The following is a 24158-nucleotide window of genomic DNA, read 5'->3' as shown; positions in this document are numbered from 1 at the left end:
TGTACTTCTCATAAATGTTTTGTGGTAACATTTATCTTACGTTAATAATCTATGTCAGGATTTGGTGTCCTGTATGGGCATCTGTGACAAAGTTGCCGTTTTTTATTGAAGAAATACGGTGAAAAATCTTGCTTTGCCATGTACCAGGGGGAATATGAGTGATGAACCAGTCATATCAAGTGAAATTGGAAGCCTTTGAGGGCCCTCTTGATTTACTACTGCATTTGATCAACAAGTATGAAATAGATATTTATGACATTCCGATGGCTCAGATAACGGATCAATATATGAATTATATTCACGCCATGCAACATTTGGAACTGAATATAGCCAGTGAATACCTGGTAATGGCTTCCACCCTGGTTGCGATTAAAAGTCAGATGCTACTGCCGAACCAGGAACCGGAACTCGAAGAAGAAGAGGAATATATGGAGGACCCGCGGGAAGAATTGATGGTACGACTGATTGAATACAGAAAATACAAGGAAGCTGCTGAATCACTAAAGGAAAAAGAGATAGAAGCCAATCAGATTTTCACCAGAGAACCGGTCTTTTTCGAGTACACACCTGATGAAGGACAGCCTGATTCCGAAGAAGTCACCATTCATGATATGCTTGGAGCGCTTGGAAAGATGTTGAGGCGTAAAAAATGGAATGAACCGATTGAAACAACAGTAGAACGTACAAATATACCGATAGAAGACAGAATGAAGGATATACGTGAAACGGTAAGGCAGTCAAGGAGTGGAACAGCTTTTGACGAACTCTTTACTCCTTATTCCCGTTCCGACCTTGTTGTCACTTTTGTCGCCTTGCTTGAGTTGATGAAAAATAATTTAGTGTACTGTACACAAACGGAACACTTTGACACATTATATGTTTACAGCATGGAGGAATAAGTGTGGAAGTTGCCAAATTGAAACCTGTGGTTGAGGGGCTGTTATTTGCCAGTGGGGAAGACGGGATAACGGCCAAACATTTATCAAAAATCATGGAGATCCCTGAATGGCAGGTCGTACATTTAATTGACGAACTAAAAGACGACTATGGAGCCGGGGATAGGGGGATAATGGTAATACAGTCTCATGAAGTCTATCACCTTACGACAAAACCAGAACACAGCAGTTATTACAAAAAAATGATGGAAACCCCAAAAACAACTAGGATGTCACAGGCTGCTCTCGAAACACTTGCGATTGTTGCTTATCAGCAACCGATAACCAGAACAGAGATTGAAGAAATCAGAGGAGTGAAGAGTGACCGGCCCGTCAAGACACTATTGGCCAGATCTCTCATTGAGGAGTCAGGTAGAAAAGAAAGTGTAGGGCGTCCTGTATTATTTTCCACTACGAAAGAATTTCTTACATACTTCGGTTTGACCTCCTTGGAAGAACTTCCCCCTCTCCCTGAGGACGCAGATGATTTCGACCAAGAGGCTGATATATTTTTTGAGAAGTTCGATGAATAAGATGATATCTTTATGGCTCCGCATCCGTGCGGAGTTTTTTTACACAATTAGAGGGGGAAACACATAGGCTGATGTGGGGTGATTTTATGGATGAGCAATTAAAGACACATTTGCAGGAATTGATTAATTGGGGGGAAGACACGAAAGAATCACTTTCCGCCTCATCACTATCAGAGCTAGAAATACAGCAATGGCTTGATCAAGTGGATCTTTGGCAATGGAAAGTTAATGAATTGCTTCAAGATGATCGGGAGCTCACTTCTTCAGAACTAAATACTATTAATGAAGAAGGAAAACGGATATTTAAAGACATAAAAAAGTGGAAGGACATGATGGCGAACAAGGAAGTTCCATACGGAAAGCATGAGCTGCCTACTCTGCCTTATGCATATAACGCCTTGGAGCCATATATCAGTGAAGAAATCATGCGTTTGCATCACCTGGTACACCATCAATCCTATGTGGATGAGTTAAATAAGGCGGAAAATGAACTTTATAACAAAGAACCGAATGATTCGATGGTAAAACACTGGCTGCGGGAGCAAGCTTTTCATGGATCAGGCCATTATCTCCATTCCATCTTTTGGAAGAATATGATACCTGATGGATCCGGAGAGCCGCATGGCATGATCCGCCGTCAAATTGAGAAGGATTTTGGATCATGGCCTGAATTTAAATCTTTCTTCACCAAGGTAGCCTCTTCTGTAGAAGGAGTGGGGTGGGCTGTATTGCTTTGGGTCCCTGCCAGCGGAAGGCTCGCTGTGCAATCCTTTGAAAAACATCAGTTATTTCAACTTGCAGACGGAATACCATTGCTTGTATTGGATGTTTGGGAGCATGCTTATTACCTGCAGTACCAAACGGAAAGAAAGCAATATATAGAAAACTGGTGGAACATCGTCAACTGGCAGGATGTAGATGAAAGGTTGATGAACGCAAGAGTGACAGTTTGATTCATAATCCTCCTGCAGATTGTTCAAAGGCATAACCATTTATTTGGCGCATATGTTTTAGAGATAGATTATCTGCGGGAGGAAGCATGCTATGAAACGAATAATAGCACTACTATGTATCCTATGTTGTTTTTTAATTCACCCTACATACGGACAAGCAGCACCCTCCGTATCTGCCAACAATGCTGTGCTCATCGAACAGTCGACAGGCAGGGTGCTTTATGAAAAACAAGCACATGAAAAGGAATTGATTGCAAGCATAACGAAAATCATGACAGCGATCATTGCTGTTGAATCCGGAAAAATGAATGAAACAGCTACCATAAGCAGGAAGGCTGTCTACACAGAAGGGTCTTCGATCTATCTTGAGGAAGGGGAGAAAATGCGTATAGAAGATCTTGTTTATGGACTGATGCTGCGCTCAGGCAATGATGCAGCAGTCGCAATCGCTGAGCATATAGGGGGTAGTGAAGAAGGGTTTGTTCATTTGATGAATGAGAAAGCTGAGTGGCTTGGAATGACAAACAGCAGTTTTGCAAACCCACACGGCTTGAATGCAGACAACCACTATTCAACCGCCTTCGACATGGCGCTGCTGATGAGATATGCCATGGGTCATCCTGCTTTCAAGGAGATAACGGGTGCGACTTCCTACCTATCGGAAAAACGTTCATACAGCTGGAAAAACAAAAATAAATTGTTGACGCAATTATATGAAAATACAACCGGTGGAAAAACAGGATTTACCAAAAAGGCCGGAAGAACGTTGGTATCATCTGCAGAAAAGGATGGCATGACCCTTATCGCTGTAACATTGAATGCTCCTGATGATTGGAATGATCATATCGGTTTATATGAATGGGGCTTTGAACATTATGAACTGGAAAAAATATTGCAAGAGGGACAGGATTTATACCGCCTTAGCAACTCAGGAGAATTACATTCTGGATATATCCAAGAGGAGTTGATCTATCCGCTTGCTGATGGAGAATTAGAGCAGCTGGACAAGCAGACGTACTTGCTTGACGAACAGCCCGGCAAAGAGAGCGGAAAGATTGGCAAGACGATTTATCATCTGAATGGCGAACCTATTGCAGAAAGGGGAATATACGCCGAACAAATCACAAGATCGGAGAACTTCGCACAGGAAGTCCTATCCGTATATAGACAGATTACAGGAGGCCAATAGGATGGTCAATATAATCTGGGCATTGATGGCAGTGATTGGAATTTTGTACGCCATGATAAATGGCACAATGGAACAAGTGAATGAAGCCGTGTTTGAAGGGGCCTCTGAGGCCGTGACACTGTCAATTGGATTAATAAGTGTGCTCGTCTTCTGGCTCGGACTAATGAGAGTAGCCGAAAAGGCAGGAATCCTTCGAGGGCTTACCAAACTTCTTCGACCGCTTGTCAGGAGGCTATTCCCTGATATTCCACCTGATCATCCGGCAATGGGATATATATTGTCCAACATGGCTGCCAATGTATTCGGACTTGGAAATGCAGCTACACCGATGGGGATAAAAGCTATGGAGCAGATGAAGCAGCTGAGCGGTGATGAAACTGCTTCGCGTTCCATGATTACTTTTTTAGCTCTAAATACTTCCAGTCTGACCATCATACCGACAACCGTGATAGCCATTCGTATGCAATATGATTCCGTCTCACCAACAGAAATCGTAGGAACAACGATTCTTTCCACCCTCGTCTCATCCATCAGTGCCGTACTGGTGGACAGATTCTATTATTATAAGAGTATCCGGAGGAATTGACATGGGAGCAATCACAGTTATCAGTACATGGTTCATACCATGCTTTATACTGCTAGTCCTTTCAGTTGCTACATGGAAAAAGGTGCCGACTTATGAAACATTTGTGGAGGGGGGGAAGGAAGGTGTTAAAATGGCGTTTTCCTTACTCCCTTTTTTAGTGGGAATGATTGTTTCTATTTCTATTCTACGAAGCTCTGGTGCATTGGAAGCTTTCATTAACCTGATTTCCCCTATGCTGATAGCGGTAGGTATACCGCCTGATATCATCCCTCTTGCTCTTGTCCGCCCGATCTCCGGCACAGCTGCTTTGGGGATGACGACAGAATTGATCAGCAGCCATGGACCAGATTCATTTATTGGAAGACTCGCATCGACCATGCAGGGGAGCACAGATACGACCCTATATATTCTAACCGTTTACTTTGGAGCTGTGGGTATCAAGAAGATGAGTTATGCATTGAAAGTTGGACTCATAGCAGATGTTATTGGTATAATTGCATCGATAATAATCGTAACCCTCGTATTCGGTTAAACTGTTTAGTAGCGTTAACTTATAGTTAGCGCTATTATTATGGATGAAAATATTTTTCAGATTGGATGATAGAATGAGCGATAAATTGGACAGGCTTCAGAAAGTAATCGCGCAAAGTGGTGTGACTTCCAGAAGAAAAGCCGAGAAGCTGATTGCTGATGGAAAAGTAAAAGTCAATGATAAAGTGGTCGATCAATTAGGTGTAAAGGTGTCTTCAAGTGACAGTATTGAAGTGGATGGTGTCCCGCTAGAAAAAGAAGAACCGGTTTACTATCTTCTTTATAAGCCACGCGGAGTGATTTCCAGCCTTCAAGATGATAAGGGCAGAAAAGTGGTTACCGATTTAATCGGCGAGATAGAAGAACGCGTTTATCCTGTAGGACGATTAGATTACGATACATCAGGGATTCTCCTGTTGACCAATGATGGGGACTTTGCCAATAAATTGATGCATCCTAGATACGGTGTAGAGAAAGTATATGTTGCAAAGTTGGAAGGGATACCTGATAAGAAAGAACTTGCCAAACTGAAACAGGGAATCAGATCGGAAAATGAAACGCTTAAGGCATTAAGGTATAAAATCCTCACCGTGGACAGGAAAAAGAATTCGATGCTCCTTGAACTGACATTGAATGAAGGGAAGAACAGGCATGTCAGGAGAATGATGGATGTCTTGGGCTACCCGGTACAAAAGCTGAAACGAGAGAGATATGGAGTGCTCACGCTGGATGGCCTTCAGCCTGGTGGTTATCGCCCCTTGAACCCTAAAGAAGTGAAACAAATGAGGAATCTTGCCATAAAGAATGTTGAAAAATAGTCAAATTCTGTTCTTTTATTTGATGATATACTTCAATGGGGAGTGATTGCTATATGAGCGTCGAAGAAGCCAGAAATAAAAAAAGCAATAAGAAAAAGAAGCGGCTGATTTTCAGAACAGCAATTATTGGTGTGTTACTGGCTGCTGTCGTATATGCCCTTGTTTCCAATGTCACCAATGACAACACTGTTTACGGGGAGGGGGACATGGCACCTGATTTTCAACTGAAACAGATCAATGAGAACAATGAAATGGAGACCATCCAGTTAAGTGAACTGGAGGGCAAAGGAGTCATGTTGAACTTCTGGGGTACATGGTGTCCGCCGTGTAAAGAAGAGATGCCATATATGGAACAATTATATCCCGAATACAAGGAAAAAGGTGTGGAAATAGTTGCGGTGAGTCTGGATGCAACGGAATTGGTCGTCCATCGCTTTATTGACAAATATGGACTTACATTCCCTGTACCCCATGATACTACTGGAGAAGTGATGGACTTGTATAAAGTCGGACCATTGCCGACAACATTCTTCATAAATCCTGACGGGGAGATAGAGAATGTGGTCGAGGGTGGATTGACACTAGAAACTATTGAAGGCCATTTGCAGAATATCCAACCACAGACATGAACAAGCCATAATTGAGAGGGATTGGAATGAATAAAATCAAATGTGAGTGTGGGCACGTGAACCCGGAGGGAACGGTGCTTTGTGAAGCCTGCGGGAAACCAATTGAGAAAAACCAGCATATAGACGGTAATAACGACAAGAAGCTCCTCAACATGCGATATGATGGGAGCGCCCGCAGGTCACAAACCTATAACAAATCAATCATTGATAAAATATGGAGTTTCTTTTCATCTGTAAAGGTGGGAGTTTGGCTGATTGTCATTACGCTTATTGCTTCTGCAGTCGGTTCCATCTTTCCCCAAGAGATGTATATTCCCGCCGATGCAGAAAACAGGGATCCTTCTGTATTCTATGAGGACCGCTATGGGATCTTCGGATTAATCTATTACCAATTAGGTTTACATAATTTGTACAGTTCTTGGTGGTACATGCTATTGATTGCATTAATTGGTATATCTCTTGTCATATGCAGCATTGACAGAGTTGTTCCGCTGTACAAAGCCTTGAAGATACAAAAAGCGAAACGGCATGAAACATTTATCAGCCGTCAGCGCCTGTATAGTGAATCATCTGATGTATCCAAAGATGAATTGCAAACAGTGAAAGACCGTCTAAAAAATCAGCGATACCGCGTGCGTGATGAAGATGGACATATTCTTGCCGAGAAAAACCGTTTCTCCAGGTGGGGACCATATGTCAATCATATTGGCCTGATTATCATTCTGATTGCTGCCATTCTCCGTTTCTCCGATGTGCTCTACCTGGATGAATATGTATGGGTAAGAGAAGGGGAGACCACTGTCCTTCCCGGCACTAATAGTGAGTACTATATTGAAAATAAGGACTTCGTTCTAGAGACACATGATGCTGATGATGAACGTTTTCGCGAGGCGATAGCCGAGCAAGGAGAAGTATTCAGCAATTTTCAGACCAACGTAGTGATCTATCAAGCTAAAGAATCCTCTGTGCCAGGTGGGGAACCTGAACTGGAGCCTGTGTTGGAAGAGGAAATTCGCATGAACCACCCTGCGAAATTTGATGAATATTCTTTATACCAAGCAGGATACCAGACAAATGAATTCCATCGTATGAGTTTCAAAATCCACGAGATGGATGATCCAGAAGAAGAAGCGATTGCTGAATTCACCGTGGATTTGACTTCTCCTGACATGCAGTATGAATTAGCAAACGGATTCCGTGTAGAGATTGCAGAGTACTTCCCTGACTACTACTTGGATGAAGAAGGGGAACCGGCTTCAGAGACCAACTACCCTCGAAATCCGGCATTTGTGATGATTGTCCACCCACCAGGTGAAGAAGAGCCAGAAGTTAGCTTTTTAGGGATTGGGCGCAATTTGGATGCTACCGGTGAAAATGATTACAATATCGGTATCACGGATGTACAGACGCGGAATGTCAGCGGTTTGACTGTCAGAGTGGACCATACCCTCCCGTTGTTCGGATTGGGAGCAACTATATTTATGATAGGTGTGATCCAGGGAATGTATTGGCATCATAGGAGAATATGGCTTCATCCCAAGGACAATGGTGTCCTGATGGCTGCCCATACCAATAAAAACTGGTTTGGTGTTCAGAAAGACATTGAAAAAGCAATTGATGGGACAAATATAAATATGGTGAAAGATCAACAGGAATTGGACGAGGAGAAATGACAGATTCCCATCCAGTCTGTTTCATCTAATATTATGGAGGGTAAGTTATGAGTTTGATTGAAATAAGTAGCACCATGCTTTATACGGCGTTCATCCTTTACTTGGTTGCCACCTTTTTCTTCGGGTTCACTATCAGGGATAAAAGGTCCGAATCATCAAAAGGAAAAGCAGGCGGAATCGGCATCACCCTTACATTGATCGGTTTTGCCGCTCAAATTGTCTATTTTATAACAAGATGGATGGCAAGCGGACATGCTCCTGTAAGCAACATGTTCGAATTCATGACGTTTTTGGGGATGTGTCTTGTGCTGGGATTCATTGTCCTCTATTTTATCTATAAGGTGACAGTGCTGGGCCTCTTTGCCCTGCCTGTTGCGATGATTATTATAGCCTATGCCAGTATGTTCCCTACGGAGATAGCTCCCTTGGTACCGTCCTTGCAAAGTCATTGGTTGTATATCCATGTAACGACTGTATCACTGGCGCAAGGGATACTTTCCATCAGTTTTGTCGCAGGGCTGATCTATCTGATCCGCCAAATTGATCAGACAGTAAGAAACAAGCGGAACATATGGCTGGAAGTCGTCCTCTATACGTTGTTTTTGTTTATCGGTTTTATTGTGATCACGACAACATTCAATATGATGAACTACAATGCAACCTTTGAATATACAGAACAAGGAGCTGCCGTCACAACGGAGTACCATTTGCCGGCAATTGCAGCACCTAACGAAGGCACGCTTGTTACCGAAGACGTCATGCAGCCATGGTTCGATGCACCTGGCTGGATGCATGGCGCTGATGCAGGTAGAAAGTTCAATACAGTAATCTGGTCCATCTTTACAGGTACAGTCATTTATCTATTGGTACGGTTGGCACTCCGCAAGAGAATTGGAGCGTTCATCCAACCCTATCTAAAAAATGTAAAACCTGACCTGCTGGATGAAATCAACTATCGTGCGGTTGCCATCGGATTTCCGCTTTTCACCCTTGGAGGGCTTATCTTTGCAGCTATCTGGGCACAAATCGCGTGGGACCGTTTCTGGGGATGGGATCCTAAGGAAGTATGGGCTCTGATTACATGGTTCTTTTACGCGGCCTATCTGCATTTGAGACTTTCCAGAGGCTGGCATGGTGAGAAATCTGCATGGCTGGCTGTCGGAGGGTTTGCCATCATCATGTTTAACTTGATTGTAGTGAACCTTGTTTTGGCAGGACTTCATTCTTATGCATAAGACTTTCAAGACACCAGTGTAAATCTTTACACGGTGTCTTCTTTTCTTATACATTTTCAAAAGGTTGGTTTATACTCATAATATAAGCGAAAGAAGGGGGAAGTAAGATGGATAAGAATGCCAGTATACTTGTTGTCGATGATGAAGAACGAATTCGCCGGCTCACCCGTATGTATTTAGAGAGAGAAAGTTACGAAGTGGATGAAGCGGAGAATGGTTCAGAAGCATTAGAAAAGGCCTTGAATAACCATTATGATGTTATTTTACTCGATATTATGATGCCAGAAATGGATGGTATAGAGTTTAGTGAAGAGCTTCGTAAAGAAAAAACCACACCGATTATAATGTTGACCGCTAAGGGCGAAGAAGCGAACAGGGTACAGGGTTTTGAAGCAGGTGCTGACGATTATGTGGTGAAGCCATTCAGCCCAAGAGAAGTGGTTCTGCGGGTAAAGGCATTACTCCGCCGTGTATCTGCTATCGACTTTCAGCAGCAGGAAGCAACTTCGAAAAATGTTTTGGTGTTCCCTCATTTGACCATTGACCATGATGCACACCGAGTGACAGCTGATGACAAGGAGGTTACACTTACCCCAAAAGAATATGAACTGCTTTGCTTCCTGGCAAAATCTCCAGATAAAGTTTTCAACCGCGAACAGCTGCTGAAAGAAGTGTGGGAATATGAATTCTTCGGTGATCTGCGAACCGTAGATACTCATGTTAAGCGACTGCGTGAAAAGTTGAACAATGTATCTCAGGACGCAGCAAAGATGATTGTTACCGTCTGGGGTGTCGGATATAAATTTGAGGTAGAGGATGCCTGATGTTCTGGCGTAGTGTCGTAGGTAAACTAGCGGCGACTATTCTGCTGTTAGTTTCCTTTGTGTTATTTATATTAACTATACTGCTTCTCCAGTTTTTTGAGAACTTTCATATCCAGGAGGCTGAGAAGGCCATGATGCAGACGGCAGATAAAGTTGCCGTTCTTGTGGAACAGTATCCTGATAAATCGCTGGTTAAGGAAACAACAGAGCGTATTGCAGATTTGGATACCCGTATCGCCATTATTTTCGCAGATGGTGAAATATGGGTATCGGATAGTTCCAATGAAAACTTAGCTGAATTCCAACAATCCTGGTTCGAGGAAGTCCCTGAACTTTCCAAAGTTACTGCAGGCGATCAAGAAGTAAAACAACAGATGATTTTGCCTGGAAGCGGGATAGAAGCGATGATAGCAGGAGCTCCTGTATCTGCCAGCGAGGCTGGTGTATATGTCTATCAATCATTGGATGTTATTGAGCAAACCAAAAAAGAAACCACGCAGATTATCTTTCTGGCAGCAGGGATCGCCATTATACTGACTATTATTTTTGCTGTATTTCTGTCTTCACGGATTACCTCTCCGCTTATAAAAATGAGGGAAGCAGCATTTGACTTGACCAGAGGAGAATTCAACACAAAGGTTCCTATTCTGACTCATGATGAAATCGGAGAACTAGCCATTGCTTTCAACCGGATGGGGAGACAGCTCAAATTTCATATTAATGCCCTCAGACAGGAAAAAGAGCAATTTTCAAGCATTGTAAGTTCTATGGCAGATGGGGTCATTACGCTCAACCGAAAGGGAGAAATGATTGTCATCAATCCTCCCGCTGAAATGTTCCTGGAAGACTGGTATTTTGAAAATGGGATTAACCTGGAGGAAGGAAATGGAAGGCTGCCGGATGAACTGCATGAAATCCTTCAGGAAGTAATTCAAGGAGAGAGAGAGAAACTTTATGAAATGAGCCTGCAGGGTAGAAACTGGGTTATGTTGATGACCCCCTTGTACGATCAGGCGGATGTCCGGGGTGCCGTCGCAGTCATCAGGGATATGACAGATGAAAGACGTTCCGACAAATTACGGAAAGATTTCATTGCCAATGTATCCCATGAACTCCGCACCCCTATTTCCCTATTGCAGGGATACAGTGAAGCGATTGTCGATGGGGTTGCCGAAACAAAAGATGAGAAAAATGAACTGGCACAGATTATACACGAAGAATCTTTGCGGATGGGCAGGCTTGTTAATGAATTGCTTGATTTAGCAAGGATGGAGTCAGGGCATATTGAATTGAATAAAACCCAGGTGAACATAGAGGACTATACCGAACGTATCATCAAAAAATTCAACGGTCTGGCAGAAGAGAATCATATTGATTTGCGATTGGAAAAAAATCTCCGTCATTCTCATATCATGTTTGACCCTGACCGTATTGAACAGGTATTTACGAACCTCATTGACAATGCTATTCGTCATACACGGGAGAATGGCTTCGTCAAAGTTTATGTGGAATGCGGGGAAGATGCTCTCTATGCAGAAGTGGAAGACAATGGAAGCGGCATACCTGAACAAGATCTTCCTTTTGTTTTCGAACGCTTTTATAAAGCAGACAAGTCAAGGACAAGGAATAAAGAGAAGAAAGGGACCGGGCTTGGCCTGGCAATTGCCAAGAATATTGTGGAGGCGCACAATGGGACAATTAAAGTCCAAAGTATCGAAAGCCAGGGAACTACATTCAGTTTCACTCTTCCTCTGGCATAATCATCTTTCCAGTTCCTAAAAAGTGTGGTATGATTCTATCAGTAATTGAATTGAATACATGGAAGGAATTCCGGTGCTTGACGCTTAATAGGGAATCCAGTGGGAAGCTGGAACTGTCCTCGCAACTGTAATTGACAGATGAAATAAGCATGAACCACTGTATGGGGTGCCATATGGGAAGGGGCTTAGAGTAAGAAACTGTCATAAGTCAGTAGACCTGCCGAATTCTGATGTTTCAATGCTTCGGGGATATGAGCGTTTGAGACAACCGGATACCAATATATCATTTGTGTATGATTATGTTCGATTGTCGAAAAAGCCATCTCTTGCAAAGGAGATGGCTTTTTCTCTCTTTAAACCAGTTTCCTACTGTTTAAAACATCGCTCCTATTCTTAAATTACAGTGAAATACAATAGAGGAGGTATGGAGTAAAATGAAAGAAAAATCATGGTGGCTTTGGCTAGGTTCCCTATTAATGGTGATTGGGCTGCTTTCAGGATGTGCAGATGAAGACACGGGGCAAACTGACTCAACTGCAGATACCGAACAAGGAGAAGCACAGCAGTCAGAAGAAAATGAAGAAAAGGTGCTCATTACACTTTCAGAGAATGAAGGGGAAGAAGTCTTTACAGAGGAAGAGGTAACGATAGAAGAAAACGCCATTCTTCTCGATGTAATGAAAGAGAACTTTGAAATCGAAGAGGAAAATGGTTTTATTTCATCGATTAATGGTATTGGCCCGCAGGAAGGCGAAGAAAGGTCCTGGATGTACTACGTAAACGGGGAAATGGCTATGGTTGGAGCGCAGGAATATGAATTGTCACCAGGAGACGAGGTCACTTTTGATTTACAAGCGTGGGAATGATGTAAGTGAACACCTATAGGTTGACACTGCTTGCATTGCTCGCTGCCATGGCAGTTGTCGGAAGAGCTGCTTTTGCCTTTCTTCCAAATGTACAGCCGGTAACATCCATTATCATTATATGCGGCATTTTCCTCGGTCCTCTTTCTGCTGTACTGCTGTCTCTAATAACAGTGTTTTTATCCAATATGTTGTTGGGGATGGGGATATGGACCGTTTGGCAGATCGTATCCTGGGCTTTGATCGGATTGCTCAGCGGTTGGATTGGGAAACTGCATAGAAGGATGCCTGTGGCAGTTCTCGTAGGGTTTGCTATATTCTGTGGCTATTTATACGGATTCGTTGTCTCGCTGACAACCTACCAAATTACCGGCAAATTCTTGCCATATTATATTGCTGGTCTTCCATTTGATACATTCCACGCCCTGGGTAATGGTATTTTCATACTTATTTTTTATCCTTTGACAGCTGTTTTTTTCAAGAAATTCAAAAAGAACCACTTGTCCGTTTAGCTTTGGCTTGATGGATTTTGATTGAGGTTGTTGCGTTAAGCGGCAGCCTCTTGTTTTGCTGTCGTTTTGACTTTTTATATCAGGCATTTTATCATTAAGTCAGTTACTAGAATAAGAGAATGCATTTGAATAATACACTTGGATGTGCGTCCTTCCGGGTTTCACAATACGCAGCAATTCAGCAGGGAAAATCTCTTGTGCATTACTGGAAAGGAGGGCAGCAGATGATTTTAGAAGGCCTCATATTACATAGTATCAGTCAAATCAGAGAAGAGAGGACCATTTCGTCCATTTATCATTTGCTTAGTGGAAAAAAGTCTATTCAGACAGTACAAGATGCACATATTTATTCTCTAGAACCCTTGTTTGGGGTCTATAAGCGTCTGGATAAACGTTTCTTTTATGAGGTGTTGGAATATCTGCTGTCTCTCCGTTACATCCAGGTGTCCAGTAAGCGAGAATCTGCTTATTTGTTGACAAAAGAAGGGGAAAGTTGGCTGCATAACTCCAGATCAAGTCTAGGTCTTGAAAAGCTGAATGGTTTAAAATACCATGAAACCGGACAAGTGTTCTTGGAGCGCCTTACCCTCTTCATTCAAACATTGACCAATACCAGAAATGGCCACTTTTCTTTTATACCGGTGGTTGATAAGCCATCTATAGAAGCATGGGTGAAAAGTTTCTATCAAAGAACCCGGAACAGAGAAATAGAAATGCTGGAGGAGATGTATAAAGAGCTGTACCAACTGCTCCATCGACTTACCGATGAAGAGGCAGGAATTTTTACGGATCGGTTAAGCGGCTATAAAAGGTATGGCATGAGTCTTGACCAACTAGCGAATAAATATAGCCTTTGTACGGTCGACGTACACTTGAGGTTAACCACAGTAACCCACCATCTGATGGACCTGGTTCTCCGAGAACCTCATGAATTCCCAGTGCTTCACCTATTTCTGCGGGATTTGAAAGGGGAGCATGTGCTTTCCAATTCGGCGGCTGTAACGTATAGACTGCTGAAGAACGGTTTGGATATTAGCCAGATTGCCGTTAAGAGAAACCTAAAGGAAAATACCATTCATGACCATATCGTGGAAATTGCTCTTCATCATCAAGATTTTTGCATTGATATTTATTTCAACACGGGGGAGAAGGAAGAAATTACCCAGGCTATCCGGAAAGCCGGTTCTCACCGGCTTAAAGATATTAAGCAGCTGGTAAATGATGAGATAAGCTATTTTAAGATCCGGTTGTTGATTGCAAGGGAAAAAACCATCAGAAATGAGGCATAGTTAGTGGAACTTGAAGATAGTCTGAAGCATCATTTTGGATATGACACATTTCGCCGCGGGCAAAAGGAAATCATTCATGATGTATTAGCAGGCAACGATGTACTGGGAATACTTCCCACAGGATCAGGTAAATCCATCTGCTATCAGCTGCCAGCAAAATTAATGGGAGGTACCACGATTGTTGTGTCTCCGTTAATATCCCTGATGGTGGATCAAGTCAAACAGTTAAAAGCAATGCGTTTCAAGGAAGTAGTAGCTTTAAACAGCTTCATGAACCCTGTGGAGAGAAGAAATGTGTACCAACAGCTTCCTCATTATAAGTTGATTTATCTCTCTCCAGAGCTGCTGCAATACAAGGAAGTTTTGGATAGATTACGAAAACTGGATATCAACTTGTTCGTAATAGACGAAGCTCATTGCATATCCCAGTGGGGACATGAATTCAGGCCGGATTACTTGAAACTCGGTGACATTATTGAAGAATTGGACAACCCACCTGTACTAGCCTTAAGCGCTACAGCCACTCCACAGGTTCAACAGGATATACTCTCATCCCTAAAGAAAACCGGTGTACATAAACATATATACCCCATGGATAGAGATAATATTGCCTTCTGCATAGAAACTGTGAAGGATGATAAGGAAAAGCAAGTCTATATCTCGCAGTTGCTGAAAAAATTCAGAGTGCCTGCTTTAATATATTTTTCAAGCAGAAAAACAGCAGAAGAAACAGCAAAGTCGTTAGCCGGTCATCTGGACGGAAGAGAAATTGCCTTTTATCATGGCGGAATGGAACAAAGCGACCGCATCTCCATCCAGCAGCAGTTCATGAATGGTCAGTTGGATGTCATTTGCTGTACGAGTGCCTTCGGAATGGGCATCAACAAGGCAAATATCCGGCTGGTAATACATTATCATATGCCTGGACAGATAGAATCCTTCATCCAAGAGGTTGGCAGGGCAGGCAGAGACGGCAAGTCCTCTGTCAGCGTACTATTATATGGCGAGAATGATTTGTTTCTTCCTAAAATGATCGCAGAGAAGGAATTGCCTTCTACAGAAGAATTAAACAAGGCTGCCAATATATTGACCAACTTGTACCTATCTGATCAATCCCTGCCAGAAGAAGAGGTTGAATTGGAGAACCTTTTCCAACTGACGGAGAGCCAATGGAGATTTCTTCGATATCAATTGGAAAAGCATGGTATCATAAAAGGTAATCAGATTTTTTACGAGGAGGATGACTTCTCTACCGCATTTCGATTCATTGACGCCCACAGGAGGGAAAGGAAGACGTTGAAGGACGAAAAGCTGACGGAAATGCTCTACTGGGTTCATACAAAAGACTGTCTTCGCAAGCATTTGTATAAGAGCTTTCAACCATCATACAGTGAAGCTGTCTATCATTGTTGCAACAACTGCGATTTTTCCTTTTCTGATTGGAAGCCAGAAGTAAACAGGGTGGAAATCAATAACCACACTTCCTGGCAGGACCGGTTGAAAACCTTGTTATTGGCAGGTCAAAATGAAACAAAGTGAGATAGTCCGCCATTTGACAGATGCAGAGTTAAGAAAGCAGCTGTTCATCTCCCAGCTATTTCTTTTGATAATAGCCTTCCTGTTAAGTATATTTTTGTTTGACACATTATCCGAATGGATGGTCTATTGGCATTGGGATAGCGGCGAAATCTTCCAATATGGGGTGATTCCCGGTTTAATCATTGTTTCAGCTGATCTGATATTGATGATCCTCCTGCCCAAGAGTTGGTATGATGATGGAGGAATAAATGAGCGGATTTTCAAAAGGCAACCGTTATTGACTGTCATCATCCTTGTCCTACTTGTTGCTGTTTCAGAGGAGCTCCTGTTTAGAGGCGTATTGCAAACAGTGTTCGGTTATATACCCGCAAGTATCCTGTTCGCGTTAGTCCACATAAGGTATTTATACAAACCTGTACTACTTATATCTGTATTATTTGTCAGCTTTTATATAGGCTATCTGTTCCATATTACGGATAATCTCGCAGTTACCATTACAGCCCATTTTACAGTGGATCTTCTGCTCGCTTTGGTTATCCGGCTCCAAAAGTGAGGTGCTGTTTACATTGAAGGAAGATGTTCATGCTAATGATAAAGAAATAAAGAGTAATCAGGAAAGAGGCCAAGATGGGAAGGATCTCACAGAACCTGATGAAAGAGAAATGGATATTCTTGATCTTCCTCCCAGGAAAGAAGTACACGGAGGTTCAAAAAGTAGGATCCGCTTGAAGGTCAGCCTGCCATTATTTCGTCTGATCGTAGTAATTCTACTCATCCTAGGCCTGTCCGCGGGTCTTTACTGGGCTGGCAATGAAGGGCTGCTTGGCTCACTAAGCCATGCTTTTACGTTTTCTGCAAGTTAATCACCTCATGTGAGTTCAACAATCATATAATAAGCATATAGTGTATTAAGTGATTTTTGTAGACTCCAGACAGTTCGCTGATCGAGGTGGATGGTAAGTTTAGAGGGGGGATGCTGTATGCGTATTGAGCGAGTGTCCGAAAATCAATTTGCGATTTTTTTAACATTTGATGACTTGATAGAGAGAGGTTTTACCAAAGAAGAACTGTGGCATGATGCGTTAAGTGTCCGTAATCTGTTTAGTGATATGCTTTATGAAGCCAGTTCTGAATTGGATTTTGAGTTAGAAGGAATGCTTCTCGTCCATGTTTATTTAATGCAAGCACAGGGTATGCATGTCATGGTGACGCAAAATTTCGAAAATCAGGAGTGGGATGAGGATTATATTGAGATGAAAGTTACTTTGGATGAAAGTGAAGAGTTGATATTCTCCTTTGACACATTTGAAGACATCATTCAGGTTTCCTCTTATTTAGCTTCTATGTCAATTGAAGGAGGCCAAGTTTATTTCATGGATGGTCTTTATTACATGCTGTTCAGTGAAGATGATCTCTATTTGCAGGATAAAGAAAGTGTGATTGCTGTCATGTCCGAGTTCTCCATTCCCAGTATTATTACGTCACATCGGCTTAAAGAATACGGGAAGGAGATATTCAAGGCGGATGCAGTCAGCGAGATTATAAGACTGTTCTATAAATGAGTCAGTAAGCAAAAGAGTGGAAACTTCATGCATCATAAATCACCTCAACGGTAAAAGCACTGGGTATTTTGACTTGGATAATTATTATAGGAAAACAGTTACATTTTATTGCATATTTACCGTTAAGGTGTATACTAATCTCTGAGTACAGCTAAATTAAAACACGTATGGATATTCTAGGAGGTAAATTCATGGTAGCCGATAAAACAGCAGATTCTACCCAAGAAAATCAAACGATGGATGTTCTAAGTTCCACACGAACTGTTGTCAGAACCGCGTTGGAAAAATTGGGTTACCCTGATGAGGTATATGAGCTATTAAAAGAACCAGTACGGATGATGACTGTAAGAATTCCAGTACGGATGGACGATGGGTCGATTAAGATTTTCACCGGATACCGGGCACAGCACAATGACGCTGTCGGACCTACCAAGGGCGGTGTGCGATTCCACCCTAATGTCACGGAAACAGAAGTGAAGGCGTTATCTATATGGATGAGTTTGAAAGCGGGCATTGTCGACCTCCCATATGGTGGCGGCAAAGGTGGCATTGTATGTGATCCACGTGAGATGTCCTTCCGGGAGTTAGAAGGTGTCAGTAGAGGGTATGTCCGGGCAATCAGTCAAATTGTCGGTCCTACAAAGGATATTCCAGCACCAGATGTCTTCACTAATTCTCAAATCATGGCTTGGATGATGGATGAATACAGCAGAATTGATGAATTCAATAATCCTGGTTTTATTACAGGCAAACCAATAGTACTGGGTGGTTCACATGGTAGAGAATCTGCTACGGCCAAGGGTGTAACCATCTGTATCAACGAAGCAGCCAAAAAGAAGGGTCTTGATATGAAAGGAGCCCGTGTTGTTGTTCAAGGATTTGGCAATGCCGGGAGCTTCCTGTCCAAGTTTCTTCATGATGCAGGTGCCAAAGTAGTAGGTATTTCGGATGCATATGGTGCTTTGCATGACCCGGATGGTCTTGACATCGATTATCTCTTGGACAGAAGAGACAGCTTTGGGACAGTTACCAAGCTTTTCAATAACACTATATCCAATCAGGATTTACTTGAACTTGACTGTGATATTCTAGTCCCTGCAGCAGTTGAAAACCAAATCACTAAAGAGAATGCCGACAAGATAAAGGCCAGTATTGTTGTGGAAGCAGCCAATGGACCAACTACGATGGAAGCTACGAAAATCTTATCAGACAGGGGAATCCTGTTGGTACCGGATGTGTTGGCTTCAGCTGGGGGAGTAACCGTTTCTTATTTTGAATGGGTACAAAATAACCAAGGTTACTATTGGACGGAAGAAGAAATCTCTGAAAAGCTGAATGAAATCATGGTTAAATCCTTCAATTCCATTTATAATACTGCACAAACCCGCAGAGTTGATATGCGCCTTGCTGCTTATATGGTCGGTGTCCGAAAAATGGCGGAAGCATCACGGTTCCGCGGCTGGGTATAAGTATCGATGAATACGAGGATAAAAACTCTTATCTAGTGAAACCGGATAAGAGTTTTTTGTGATGTGAATAGGTGAAAGGAAGTGGATTTTTTGCAAAAAGAGAAAGTAATCATCATTGGGGCTGGGCCATGCGGCATGTCCTGTGCAATAGAATTACAACAGCGAGGACTTGACCCATTACTCATCGAGAAAGATAATGTGGTGAATTCGATATATAACTACCCGACCCATCAAACATTCTTCAGTTCCAGTGATAAGTTGGAAATTGGCGGAGTGCCTTTCATTACAGAAAAACAAAAGCCGGTCAGGAACCAAGCACTTTCCTACTACCGTACAGTGGCTCAAAGAAAGGAACTGAGGATCCATACTTACGAAGAAGTGAGAACGGTAGAAAACACCAACGGCACTTTTATTGTCCATACTGATAAAGAGGAATATGAGTCAAGTTATGTGGTTATGGCAACAGGGTATTATGACCAGCCAAATTATATGGGTGTACCAGGTGAAGAACTTGAAAAGGTTATGCATTATTTCAAGGAGGCACATCCATACTTCAATAAGAGAGTGGTTGTCATTGGTGGGAAGAACTCAGCAGTAGACGCTACGCTGGAACTCCATAAAGCTGGTGCAGAGGTTACCGTGCTGTACCGTGGAAGTGAGTATTCAAAAAGCATTAAACCATGGATTCTTCCTGAGTTTGATTCCCTTGTCAAAAAAGAAGCTGTACATATGGAGTTCAATGCAACTGTTGAAAGGATTACAAATGACAGTCTGATTTATAACGTAGATGGGGAGACTTTCACGATTGAAAATGACTTCGTGTTTGCAATGACTGGATATCTTCCTGACTATCAGCTTCTGAAGGATGTAGGAATTTCCATTGAAGAAAATACAGGTTCTCCAGTATATAATATAAACACGATGGAGACCAATGTGGAAGGCATGTTTGTTGCCGGTGTTGTGGCAGCGGGTTATAACAATAATAAGATATTCATTGAGAATGGTCGATTTCACGGCGCAACCATCGCTGAGGAAATTATGGGAAGGATTTCTCAAGCCTAATAGAAAGAGACAGCCGTACGGCTGTCTCTTTCTATTGCTCCTTGAATGATTCCTGTAGTACGGAAAAGTTTGAGGTCTTCTCCAATTCGATTAGAAGTTTAATTCTTGCCTTTGGGCCTGTCAGACCATTAGAGAAAATGACACCCATTTTATACAGCTCTTTTCCGCCTCCCCGATAACCATATGTTGGTTGAACCACTCCTTGGTAGCTGCGGGAGACCAATACAACCGGTATTCCTTTATCCAGTAGTTTTGCTAGTGGCTCAACTGTTTCCTTAGGAAGATTTCCCTGTCCGAAAGCTTCAATGACCAAGCCATCTATATCTGTATGCAACAAAGCTTCAAATATATCTCTACTCATTCCTGCATAAGCCTTTAGAAGAAAAACTTTTTTTGATATTTTTCCGACAGACTTGGTTTTTCGCGGAAACACCGGATGGTGAAATAGAACCGTTTCTTTTGTAATACTGCCAATAGGGCCTTGCTGAGGACTCTGGAATGTAGCAACATTGCTAGTAGATGTTTTGGTGACATTGGCTGCCGTATGGATCTCATCATTCATCACTACAAGTACACCTTTTCCACCGGCTCTGTGGTCTGCAGCTACGCGTACAGCGCTGATCAAATTATATAATGCGTCCGATCCAATTTCATTGCTCGATCTCATCGCTCCAGTTAGTATTACCGGCTTCTCGGTACCTAGAACCAAATCCAGGAAATAAGCGGTTTCCTCCAGTGTATCGGTTCCGTGCGTAATTACCACCCCATCATGGTTAGAGTAATTTTCCTTCACCGTTTTGGCCAGTTGAAGCATATGGTGTGGGGTCATCTGCGGAGAAGGTAGATTTAACGCGATTTTTTCATGGATATTGGCAGTATGCCGGAAATGGCCGGCAATATCTGTCAATGGATGTTCGCCCGTACTGTTAACCTCGCCTGTTTCCTTATTCTCCAGCATGGAGATGGTGCCACCCGTATGGATCATTAAGATGTCTTTCATTCTTATCACCATTTTCTATGTGTCTATTTTCTTTATTCCATTCTAATGATACGATAAATAAAACTTGCTTGGAAAGAGGTTTGTAGAATGTTTGCTATATTTTCTGCCGGGTTGGCCCCCGCGATGGCTTTGATGTCTTTTTTCTATTTGAAGGACCGCTTTACCGAGCCGCTTCATCTGATTATAAGGACCTTTGTGTATGGAGCACTTCTAGTTTTTCCCATCATGTTCATCCAGTATGTGCTGCAATCAGAGGCGATAAGCAATAATAGTGTTATTGAATCTTTTTTGTTTGTTGCATTCTTCGAAGAGTTTTTCAAATGGTTCATATTCATCTATACGATTTACCATCATTCGGAGTTCGACCAGCACTATGACGGAATCGTTTATGGTGTTGCCATCAGTCTGGGGTTTGCATCGGTGGAGAACATTTTATATCTCATTACCAACGGACTTGAGTATGCAGTGATACGAGCAGTTTTCCCAGTCTCCTCCCATGCTTTGTTCGGGGTCATTATGGGCTACCATCTAGGCCTAGCGAAAGTGTTGGGCAGGAAGGAAAAGGGGAATATATTGTTGGCACTTCTGCTCCCGATTTTGCTGCATGGTACTTATAACTATATCTTGGATACAGCGACGAACAATTGGTTGATATTGCTCATTCCTTTCATGATGGTTTTATGGTTTTTGGCGCTAAGAAGGGTGAAGTCTGCTAACGCTCCGATATCTGTGACACATGTCAGCCGGCATTTATAATGCCGGCTGATTTTTTTACGCAAATATAAGAGAGTGGATGATGGAAGAAGTGGGCGAAGAAACCTCTAAGGTACGTAAATAATCCTCTCTCTTGACACCCTGAACAATAGTTAGGCAAGAAATTTTCTATATTGGTATTTCATGTGTTGTGAATAAAAAAGAAGAATATCCAAAAAATAGATATCAGAACAAAATGCTAACGCAGGAGGATTCACTATGACCTATAAGAAGCTGGCCATTTTCAGCATACTTCTATGCTTAACCTTCATAGGTTTGCAAACCGTATTTCCAACGAAAGAGGCAAATGCCTTCAGTGAACAGGTGATTCAGCAGGGAGCAGTAGGAGATGATGTGATTGAACTGCAAGCAAGATTGCAGTATTTAGGTTTTTATAATGGACAGATTGATGGAGTATTTGGCTGGGGAACTTATTGGGCTCTCCGTAATTTCCAATATGAATTCGGAATGGAAATAGACGGACTAGCAGGGCCAACGACGAAAGAAAAGCTTACATCCGCAAGTGAGTATAATGAAGCCTATGTAAAGGAGCAGATAAACCAAGGAAGAAAGTTCACTCATTATGGAGGTACAGAGAACCAATCACAGCAGACGGACGGTAATGTCGAGCATGAAACTCAAGAAGGCCAAGGTGGTGCTGACACAGCAGCTGTCAATGTCCCTCAGGGGTATTCACAGAATGATATACAATTGATGGCTAATGCTGTATATGGGGAAGCGCGAGGCGAACCTTATGAAGGGCAGGTTGCCGTTGCCGCCGTTATTTTAAACCGAGTAGAGAGTTCTACTTTTCCAAATACGGTTTCCGGCGTAATTTTTGAACCTAGAGCATTTACCGCAGTTGCAGATGGACAGATTTGGCTCACCCCTAATGAAAGGGCGAAAGAGGCGGTACTTGATGCGATCAATGGGTGGGACCCTTCCGGTAATGCGGAATATTATTTTAACCCTGATACAGCAACTTCCGGATGGATTTGGACCAGGCCACAAATCAAAAAAATAGGAAAGCATATTTTCTGTAAGTAGAAAGGTGGAAGCAAAATGATTAGATGGGTTATCATAGCTGTATTAACGGTAGGGATTGCCGGTACAGCATTTTGGGGATATCAGGAGCATCAAGAAAAAAATGCAATACTGATCCAGGCTGAAAACAACTATCAGCGTGCATTTCATGAACTTACTTATCGGATGGACCTGCTTAACGATGAAATCGGTACGGCTGTAGCCATGAACTCCCCAACCAAGCTGTCTCCGCAATTAGTGGATATTTGGAGGCTTACCTCGGAGGCATTGTCCGATGTAGGACAACTTCCACTTGGATTACTTCCATTCAATAAAACAGAAGAGTTTCTATCAGACATTGGAGATTTCACTTATCGAACAGCTGTAAGGGATTTGGAAAATGACCCACTATCAGAAGAAGAAACCAAGCTGCTAAAGGATTTATATCAGCAGTCAGGTGAAATCAAAAATGAATTAAGGCAGGTACAGCATACAGCGCTGGAGAATAACCTCAGGTGGATGGATGTGGAGATGGCTTTGGCCAGTGAAGAGGAGCCGATGGATAATACGATTATTGATGGACTGAAAACGGTGGATAATGCTGCAGGGGAATATTCGGAAAGTAACGGGAACAGTACGGCTATTACCGGTGTATCGGCTGAAGAACATGAATACAAATCCATCAATGGGCAAGAAGTGAATGAAGAAAAAGCATTAAGAAAAGGAAGGGATATATTTGCGACAGACAATCAAGAAAATATGACCATCACCCGCAGCGGTGACGGTGCTGATATACCAATGTACAGTCTCTCCTACCAAAATGAAGAGAAAAATGCCTATATGGATATGTCTGTACAGGGCGGCTATCCGATAACTGTTCTAGTTGACCGGCCCATAAAGGAGAAGAAATTGAGTCTGCATGAAGGCATGGAAAAGGCTAAATCATATATCGAGCAGTTCGATTTTGAAAATATGACGGCTGTACAAAGCAGCGAATATAATAACATTGGTGTTTATTCTTTCATTTATACGGAGAACGATGTGAGAATTTACCCGGATACAGTGGAAATCAAAGTTGCTTTGGATAACGGTGATATTGTGGGATTGAGCTCTCGGAATTACTTTATGAACCATACAGACAGGGAATTGAAAGAACCGGAGATTTCGATGGATGAGGCAAAAGCAGAAGTTAACCCTGGAGTGGATATTCAGGAAGAGTTCTTGGCAGTCATTGATAATGACCTTGGAGAAGAGGTTTTGACCTACGAGTTCCTTGGTGTGTTGGATCAAGAGACCTATCGGATATTTATCAATGCAATGGATGGCAGTGAAGAAAAAGTGGAAAAATTGGATGGCAAGGAGCTTAATTACGCACTAAACTAAGAGAGAAGGCAGCATGCCCTTCTCTCTTCCCTCTTCT

Annotated in this window: 25 protein-coding genes and 1 riboswitch; of the genes, 24 read left to right on the top strand and 1 reads right to left on the bottom strand. The window is 42.4% G+C overall.

Annotation, left to right across the window (positions count from 1 at the left end):
• The first annotated feature begins 161 nt into the window (after positions 1 to 161).
• The 21 genes from ACFOGI_RS01715 (at position 162) to ACFOGI_RS01615 (ending at position 19962) form a co-directional block, all read left to right on the top strand.
• Entirely contained in the window at positions 162 to 899 is a 738-nt protein-coding gene (locus ACFOGI_RS01715; RefSeq protein ID WP_390268056.1) for a segregation/condensation protein A, read from the top strand.
• A 2-nt stretch (positions 900 to 901) separates the two neighbouring features.
• Positions 902 to 1468 (top strand): SMC-Scp complex subunit ScpB, encoded by a 567-nt coding sequence (scpB, locus tag ACFOGI_RS01710; protein WP_390267463.1) that lies wholly within the window; start codon positions 902 to 904, stop codon positions 1466 to 1468.
• 86 nt (positions 1469 to 1554) lie between these two features.
• Positions 1555 to 2421: a superoxide dismutase gene (locus ACFOGI_RS01705; RefSeq protein WP_390267460.1), complete on the top strand. Its 867-nt coding sequence runs from the start codon at positions 1555 to 1557 to the stop codon at positions 2419 to 2421.
• 91 nt (positions 2422 to 2512) lie between these two features.
• Entirely contained in the window at positions 2513 to 3610 is a 1098-nt protein-coding gene (locus ACFOGI_RS01700) for a D-alanyl-D-alanine carboxypeptidase family protein (protein ID WP_390267457.1), read from the top strand.
• 1 nt (position 3611) lies between these two features.
• The gene (locus ACFOGI_RS01695) at positions 3612 to 4196 is read left to right on the top strand and encodes a nucleoside recognition domain-containing protein (protein ID WP_390267454.1); all 585 of its coding nucleotides are present in this window, start codon (positions 3612 to 3614) and stop codon (positions 4194 to 4196) included.
• A 1-nt stretch (position 4197) separates the two neighbouring features.
• The gene (locus ACFOGI_RS01690; RefSeq protein ID WP_390267451.1) at positions 4198 to 4728 is read left to right on the top strand and encodes a spore maturation protein; all 531 of its coding nucleotides are present in this window, start codon (positions 4198 to 4200) and stop codon (positions 4726 to 4728) included.
• Positions 4729 to 4801: 73 nt separating this feature from the next.
• Positions 4802 to 5545 carry a pseudouridine synthase gene (locus ACFOGI_RS01685; protein WP_390267448.1) on the top strand — a complete coding sequence of 248 codons (744 nt, stop codon included), beginning with the start codon at positions 4802 to 4804 and terminating at the stop codon, positions 5543 to 5545.
• 53 nt (positions 5546 to 5598) lie between these two features.
• Positions 5599 to 6174 carry a thiol-disulfide oxidoreductase ResA gene (gene resA, locus ACFOGI_RS01680; RefSeq protein WP_390267445.1) on the top strand — a complete coding sequence of 192 codons (576 nt, stop codon included), beginning with the start codon at positions 5599 to 5601 and terminating at the stop codon, positions 6172 to 6174.
• Between the two features lie 26 nt (positions 6175 to 6200).
• On the top strand, positions 6201 to 7847 hold the full coding sequence (gene resB / locus ACFOGI_RS01675) for a cytochrome c biogenesis protein ResB (protein WP_390267442.1): 1647 nt from the start codon (positions 6201 to 6203) through the stop codon (positions 7845 to 7847).
• 47 nt (positions 7848 to 7894) lie between these two features.
• Positions 7895 to 9082: a c-type cytochrome biogenesis protein CcsB gene (gene ccsB / locus ACFOGI_RS01670; protein ID WP_390267439.1), complete on the top strand. Its 1188-nt coding sequence runs from the start codon at positions 7895 to 7897 to the stop codon at positions 9080 to 9082.
• Positions 9083 to 9189: 107 nt separating this feature from the next.
• On the top strand, positions 9190 to 9906 hold the full coding sequence (locus tag ACFOGI_RS01665; protein WP_390267436.1) for a response regulator transcription factor: 717 nt from the start codon (positions 9190 to 9192) through the stop codon (positions 9904 to 9906).
• Positions 9906 to 11666, top strand: coding sequence for an ATP-binding protein (locus ACFOGI_RS01660; protein ID WP_390267433.1), 1761 nt, complete (start codon positions 9906 to 9908; stop codon positions 11664 to 11666). The genes ACFOGI_RS01665 and ACFOGI_RS01660 overlap by 1 nt, the downstream gene beginning before the upstream one ends.
• 54 nt (positions 11667 to 11720) lie before the next feature.
• Positions 11721 to 11905, top strand: a riboswitch (cobalamin riboswitch).
• A 195-nt stretch (positions 11906 to 12100) separates the two neighbouring features.
• Positions 12101 to 12532: a DUF4430 domain-containing protein gene (locus ACFOGI_RS01655; RefSeq protein WP_390267430.1), complete on the top strand. Its 432-nt coding sequence runs from the start codon at positions 12101 to 12103 to the stop codon at positions 12530 to 12532.
• 5 nt (positions 12533 to 12537) lie between these two features.
• On the top strand, positions 12538 to 13041 hold the full coding sequence (locus ACFOGI_RS01650; protein ID WP_390267427.1) for an ECF transporter S component: 504 nt from the start codon (positions 12538 to 12540) through the stop codon (positions 13039 to 13041).
• A gap of 224 nt (positions 13042 to 13265) precedes the next feature.
• Positions 13266 to 14330, top strand: a complete 1065-nt coding sequence (locus ACFOGI_RS01645; protein WP_390267424.1) for a helix-turn-helix domain-containing protein — start codon at positions 13266 to 13268, stop codon at positions 14328 to 14330.
• A gap of 3 nt (positions 14331 to 14333) precedes the next feature.
• Entirely contained in the window at positions 14334 to 15869 is a 1536-nt protein-coding gene (locus tag ACFOGI_RS01640) for a RecQ family ATP-dependent DNA helicase (protein ID WP_390267421.1), read from the top strand.
• Positions 15856 to 16422, top strand: coding sequence for a CPBP family intramembrane glutamic endopeptidase (locus tag ACFOGI_RS01635; RefSeq protein WP_390267418.1), 567 nt, complete (start codon positions 15856 to 15858; stop codon positions 16420 to 16422). Before ACFOGI_RS01640 ends, ACFOGI_RS01635 begins: the two co-directional genes overlap by 14 nt.
• 13 nt (positions 16423 to 16435) lie before the next feature.
• The gene (locus ACFOGI_RS01630; RefSeq protein WP_390267416.1) at positions 16436 to 16732 is read left to right on the top strand and encodes a hypothetical protein; all 297 of its coding nucleotides are present in this window, start codon (positions 16436 to 16438) and stop codon (positions 16730 to 16732) included.
• Between the two features lie 117 nt (positions 16733 to 16849).
• Complete coding sequence (locus tag ACFOGI_RS01625) at positions 16850 to 17431, top strand: genetic competence negative regulator (protein WP_390267413.1); 582 nt, start codon at positions 16850 to 16852, stop codon at positions 17429 to 17431.
• Between the two features lie 191 nt (positions 17432 to 17622).
• Entirely contained in the window at positions 17623 to 18900 is a 1278-nt protein-coding gene (locus ACFOGI_RS01620) for a Glu/Leu/Phe/Val family dehydrogenase (RefSeq protein ID WP_390267410.1), read from the top strand.
• Between the two features lie 90 nt (positions 18901 to 18990).
• Positions 18991 to 19962 carry a YpdA family putative bacillithiol disulfide reductase gene (locus ACFOGI_RS01615; protein ID WP_390267407.1) on the top strand — a complete coding sequence of 324 codons (972 nt, stop codon included), beginning with the start codon at positions 18991 to 18993 and terminating at the stop codon, positions 19960 to 19962.
• A 31-nt stretch (positions 19963 to 19993) separates the two neighbouring features.
• Here the strand turns inward: ACFOGI_RS01615 and ACFOGI_RS01610 are convergent, their stop codons facing one another.
• A complete protein-coding gene (locus ACFOGI_RS01610) occupies positions 19994 to 20962 on the bottom strand; it encodes an asparaginase (protein WP_390267404.1) in 969 nt (322 codons plus the stop codon).
• 87 nt (positions 20963 to 21049) lie between these two features.
• On the opposite strand from ACFOGI_RS01610, the gene prsW reads away from it, so the two are divergent.
• The 3 genes from prsW to ypeB all read left to right on the top strand — a co-directional run bounded on the left by prsW (position 21050) and on the right by ypeB (position 24121).
• Positions 21050 to 21718, top strand: coding sequence for a glutamic-type intramembrane protease PrsW (gene prsW, locus ACFOGI_RS01605; RefSeq protein ID WP_390267401.1), 669 nt, complete (start codon positions 21050 to 21052; stop codon positions 21716 to 21718).
• 216 nt (positions 21719 to 21934) lie between these two features.
• The gene (gene sleB, locus ACFOGI_RS01600) at positions 21935 to 22762 is read left to right on the top strand and encodes a spore cortex-lytic enzyme (RefSeq protein WP_390267398.1); all 828 of its coding nucleotides are present in this window, start codon (positions 21935 to 21937) and stop codon (positions 22760 to 22762) included.
• A 15-nt stretch (positions 22763 to 22777) separates the two neighbouring features.
• Positions 22778 to 24121 (top strand): germination protein YpeB, encoded by a 1344-nt coding sequence (gene ypeB / locus ACFOGI_RS01595; protein ID WP_390267395.1) that lies wholly within the window; start codon positions 22778 to 22780, stop codon positions 24119 to 24121.
• The last annotated feature ends 37 nt before the right edge of the window (positions 24122 to 24158 follow it).

Origin of the sequence: Virgibacillus xinjiangensis (assembly GCF_042643145.1) — a bacterium.
GTDB classification, from domain to species: domain Bacteria; phylum Bacillota; class Bacilli; order Bacillales; family Amphibacillaceae; genus Virgibacillus_O; species Virgibacillus_O xinjiangensis.
This window is presented reverse-complemented; position numbering and strand designations above follow the sequence as displayed.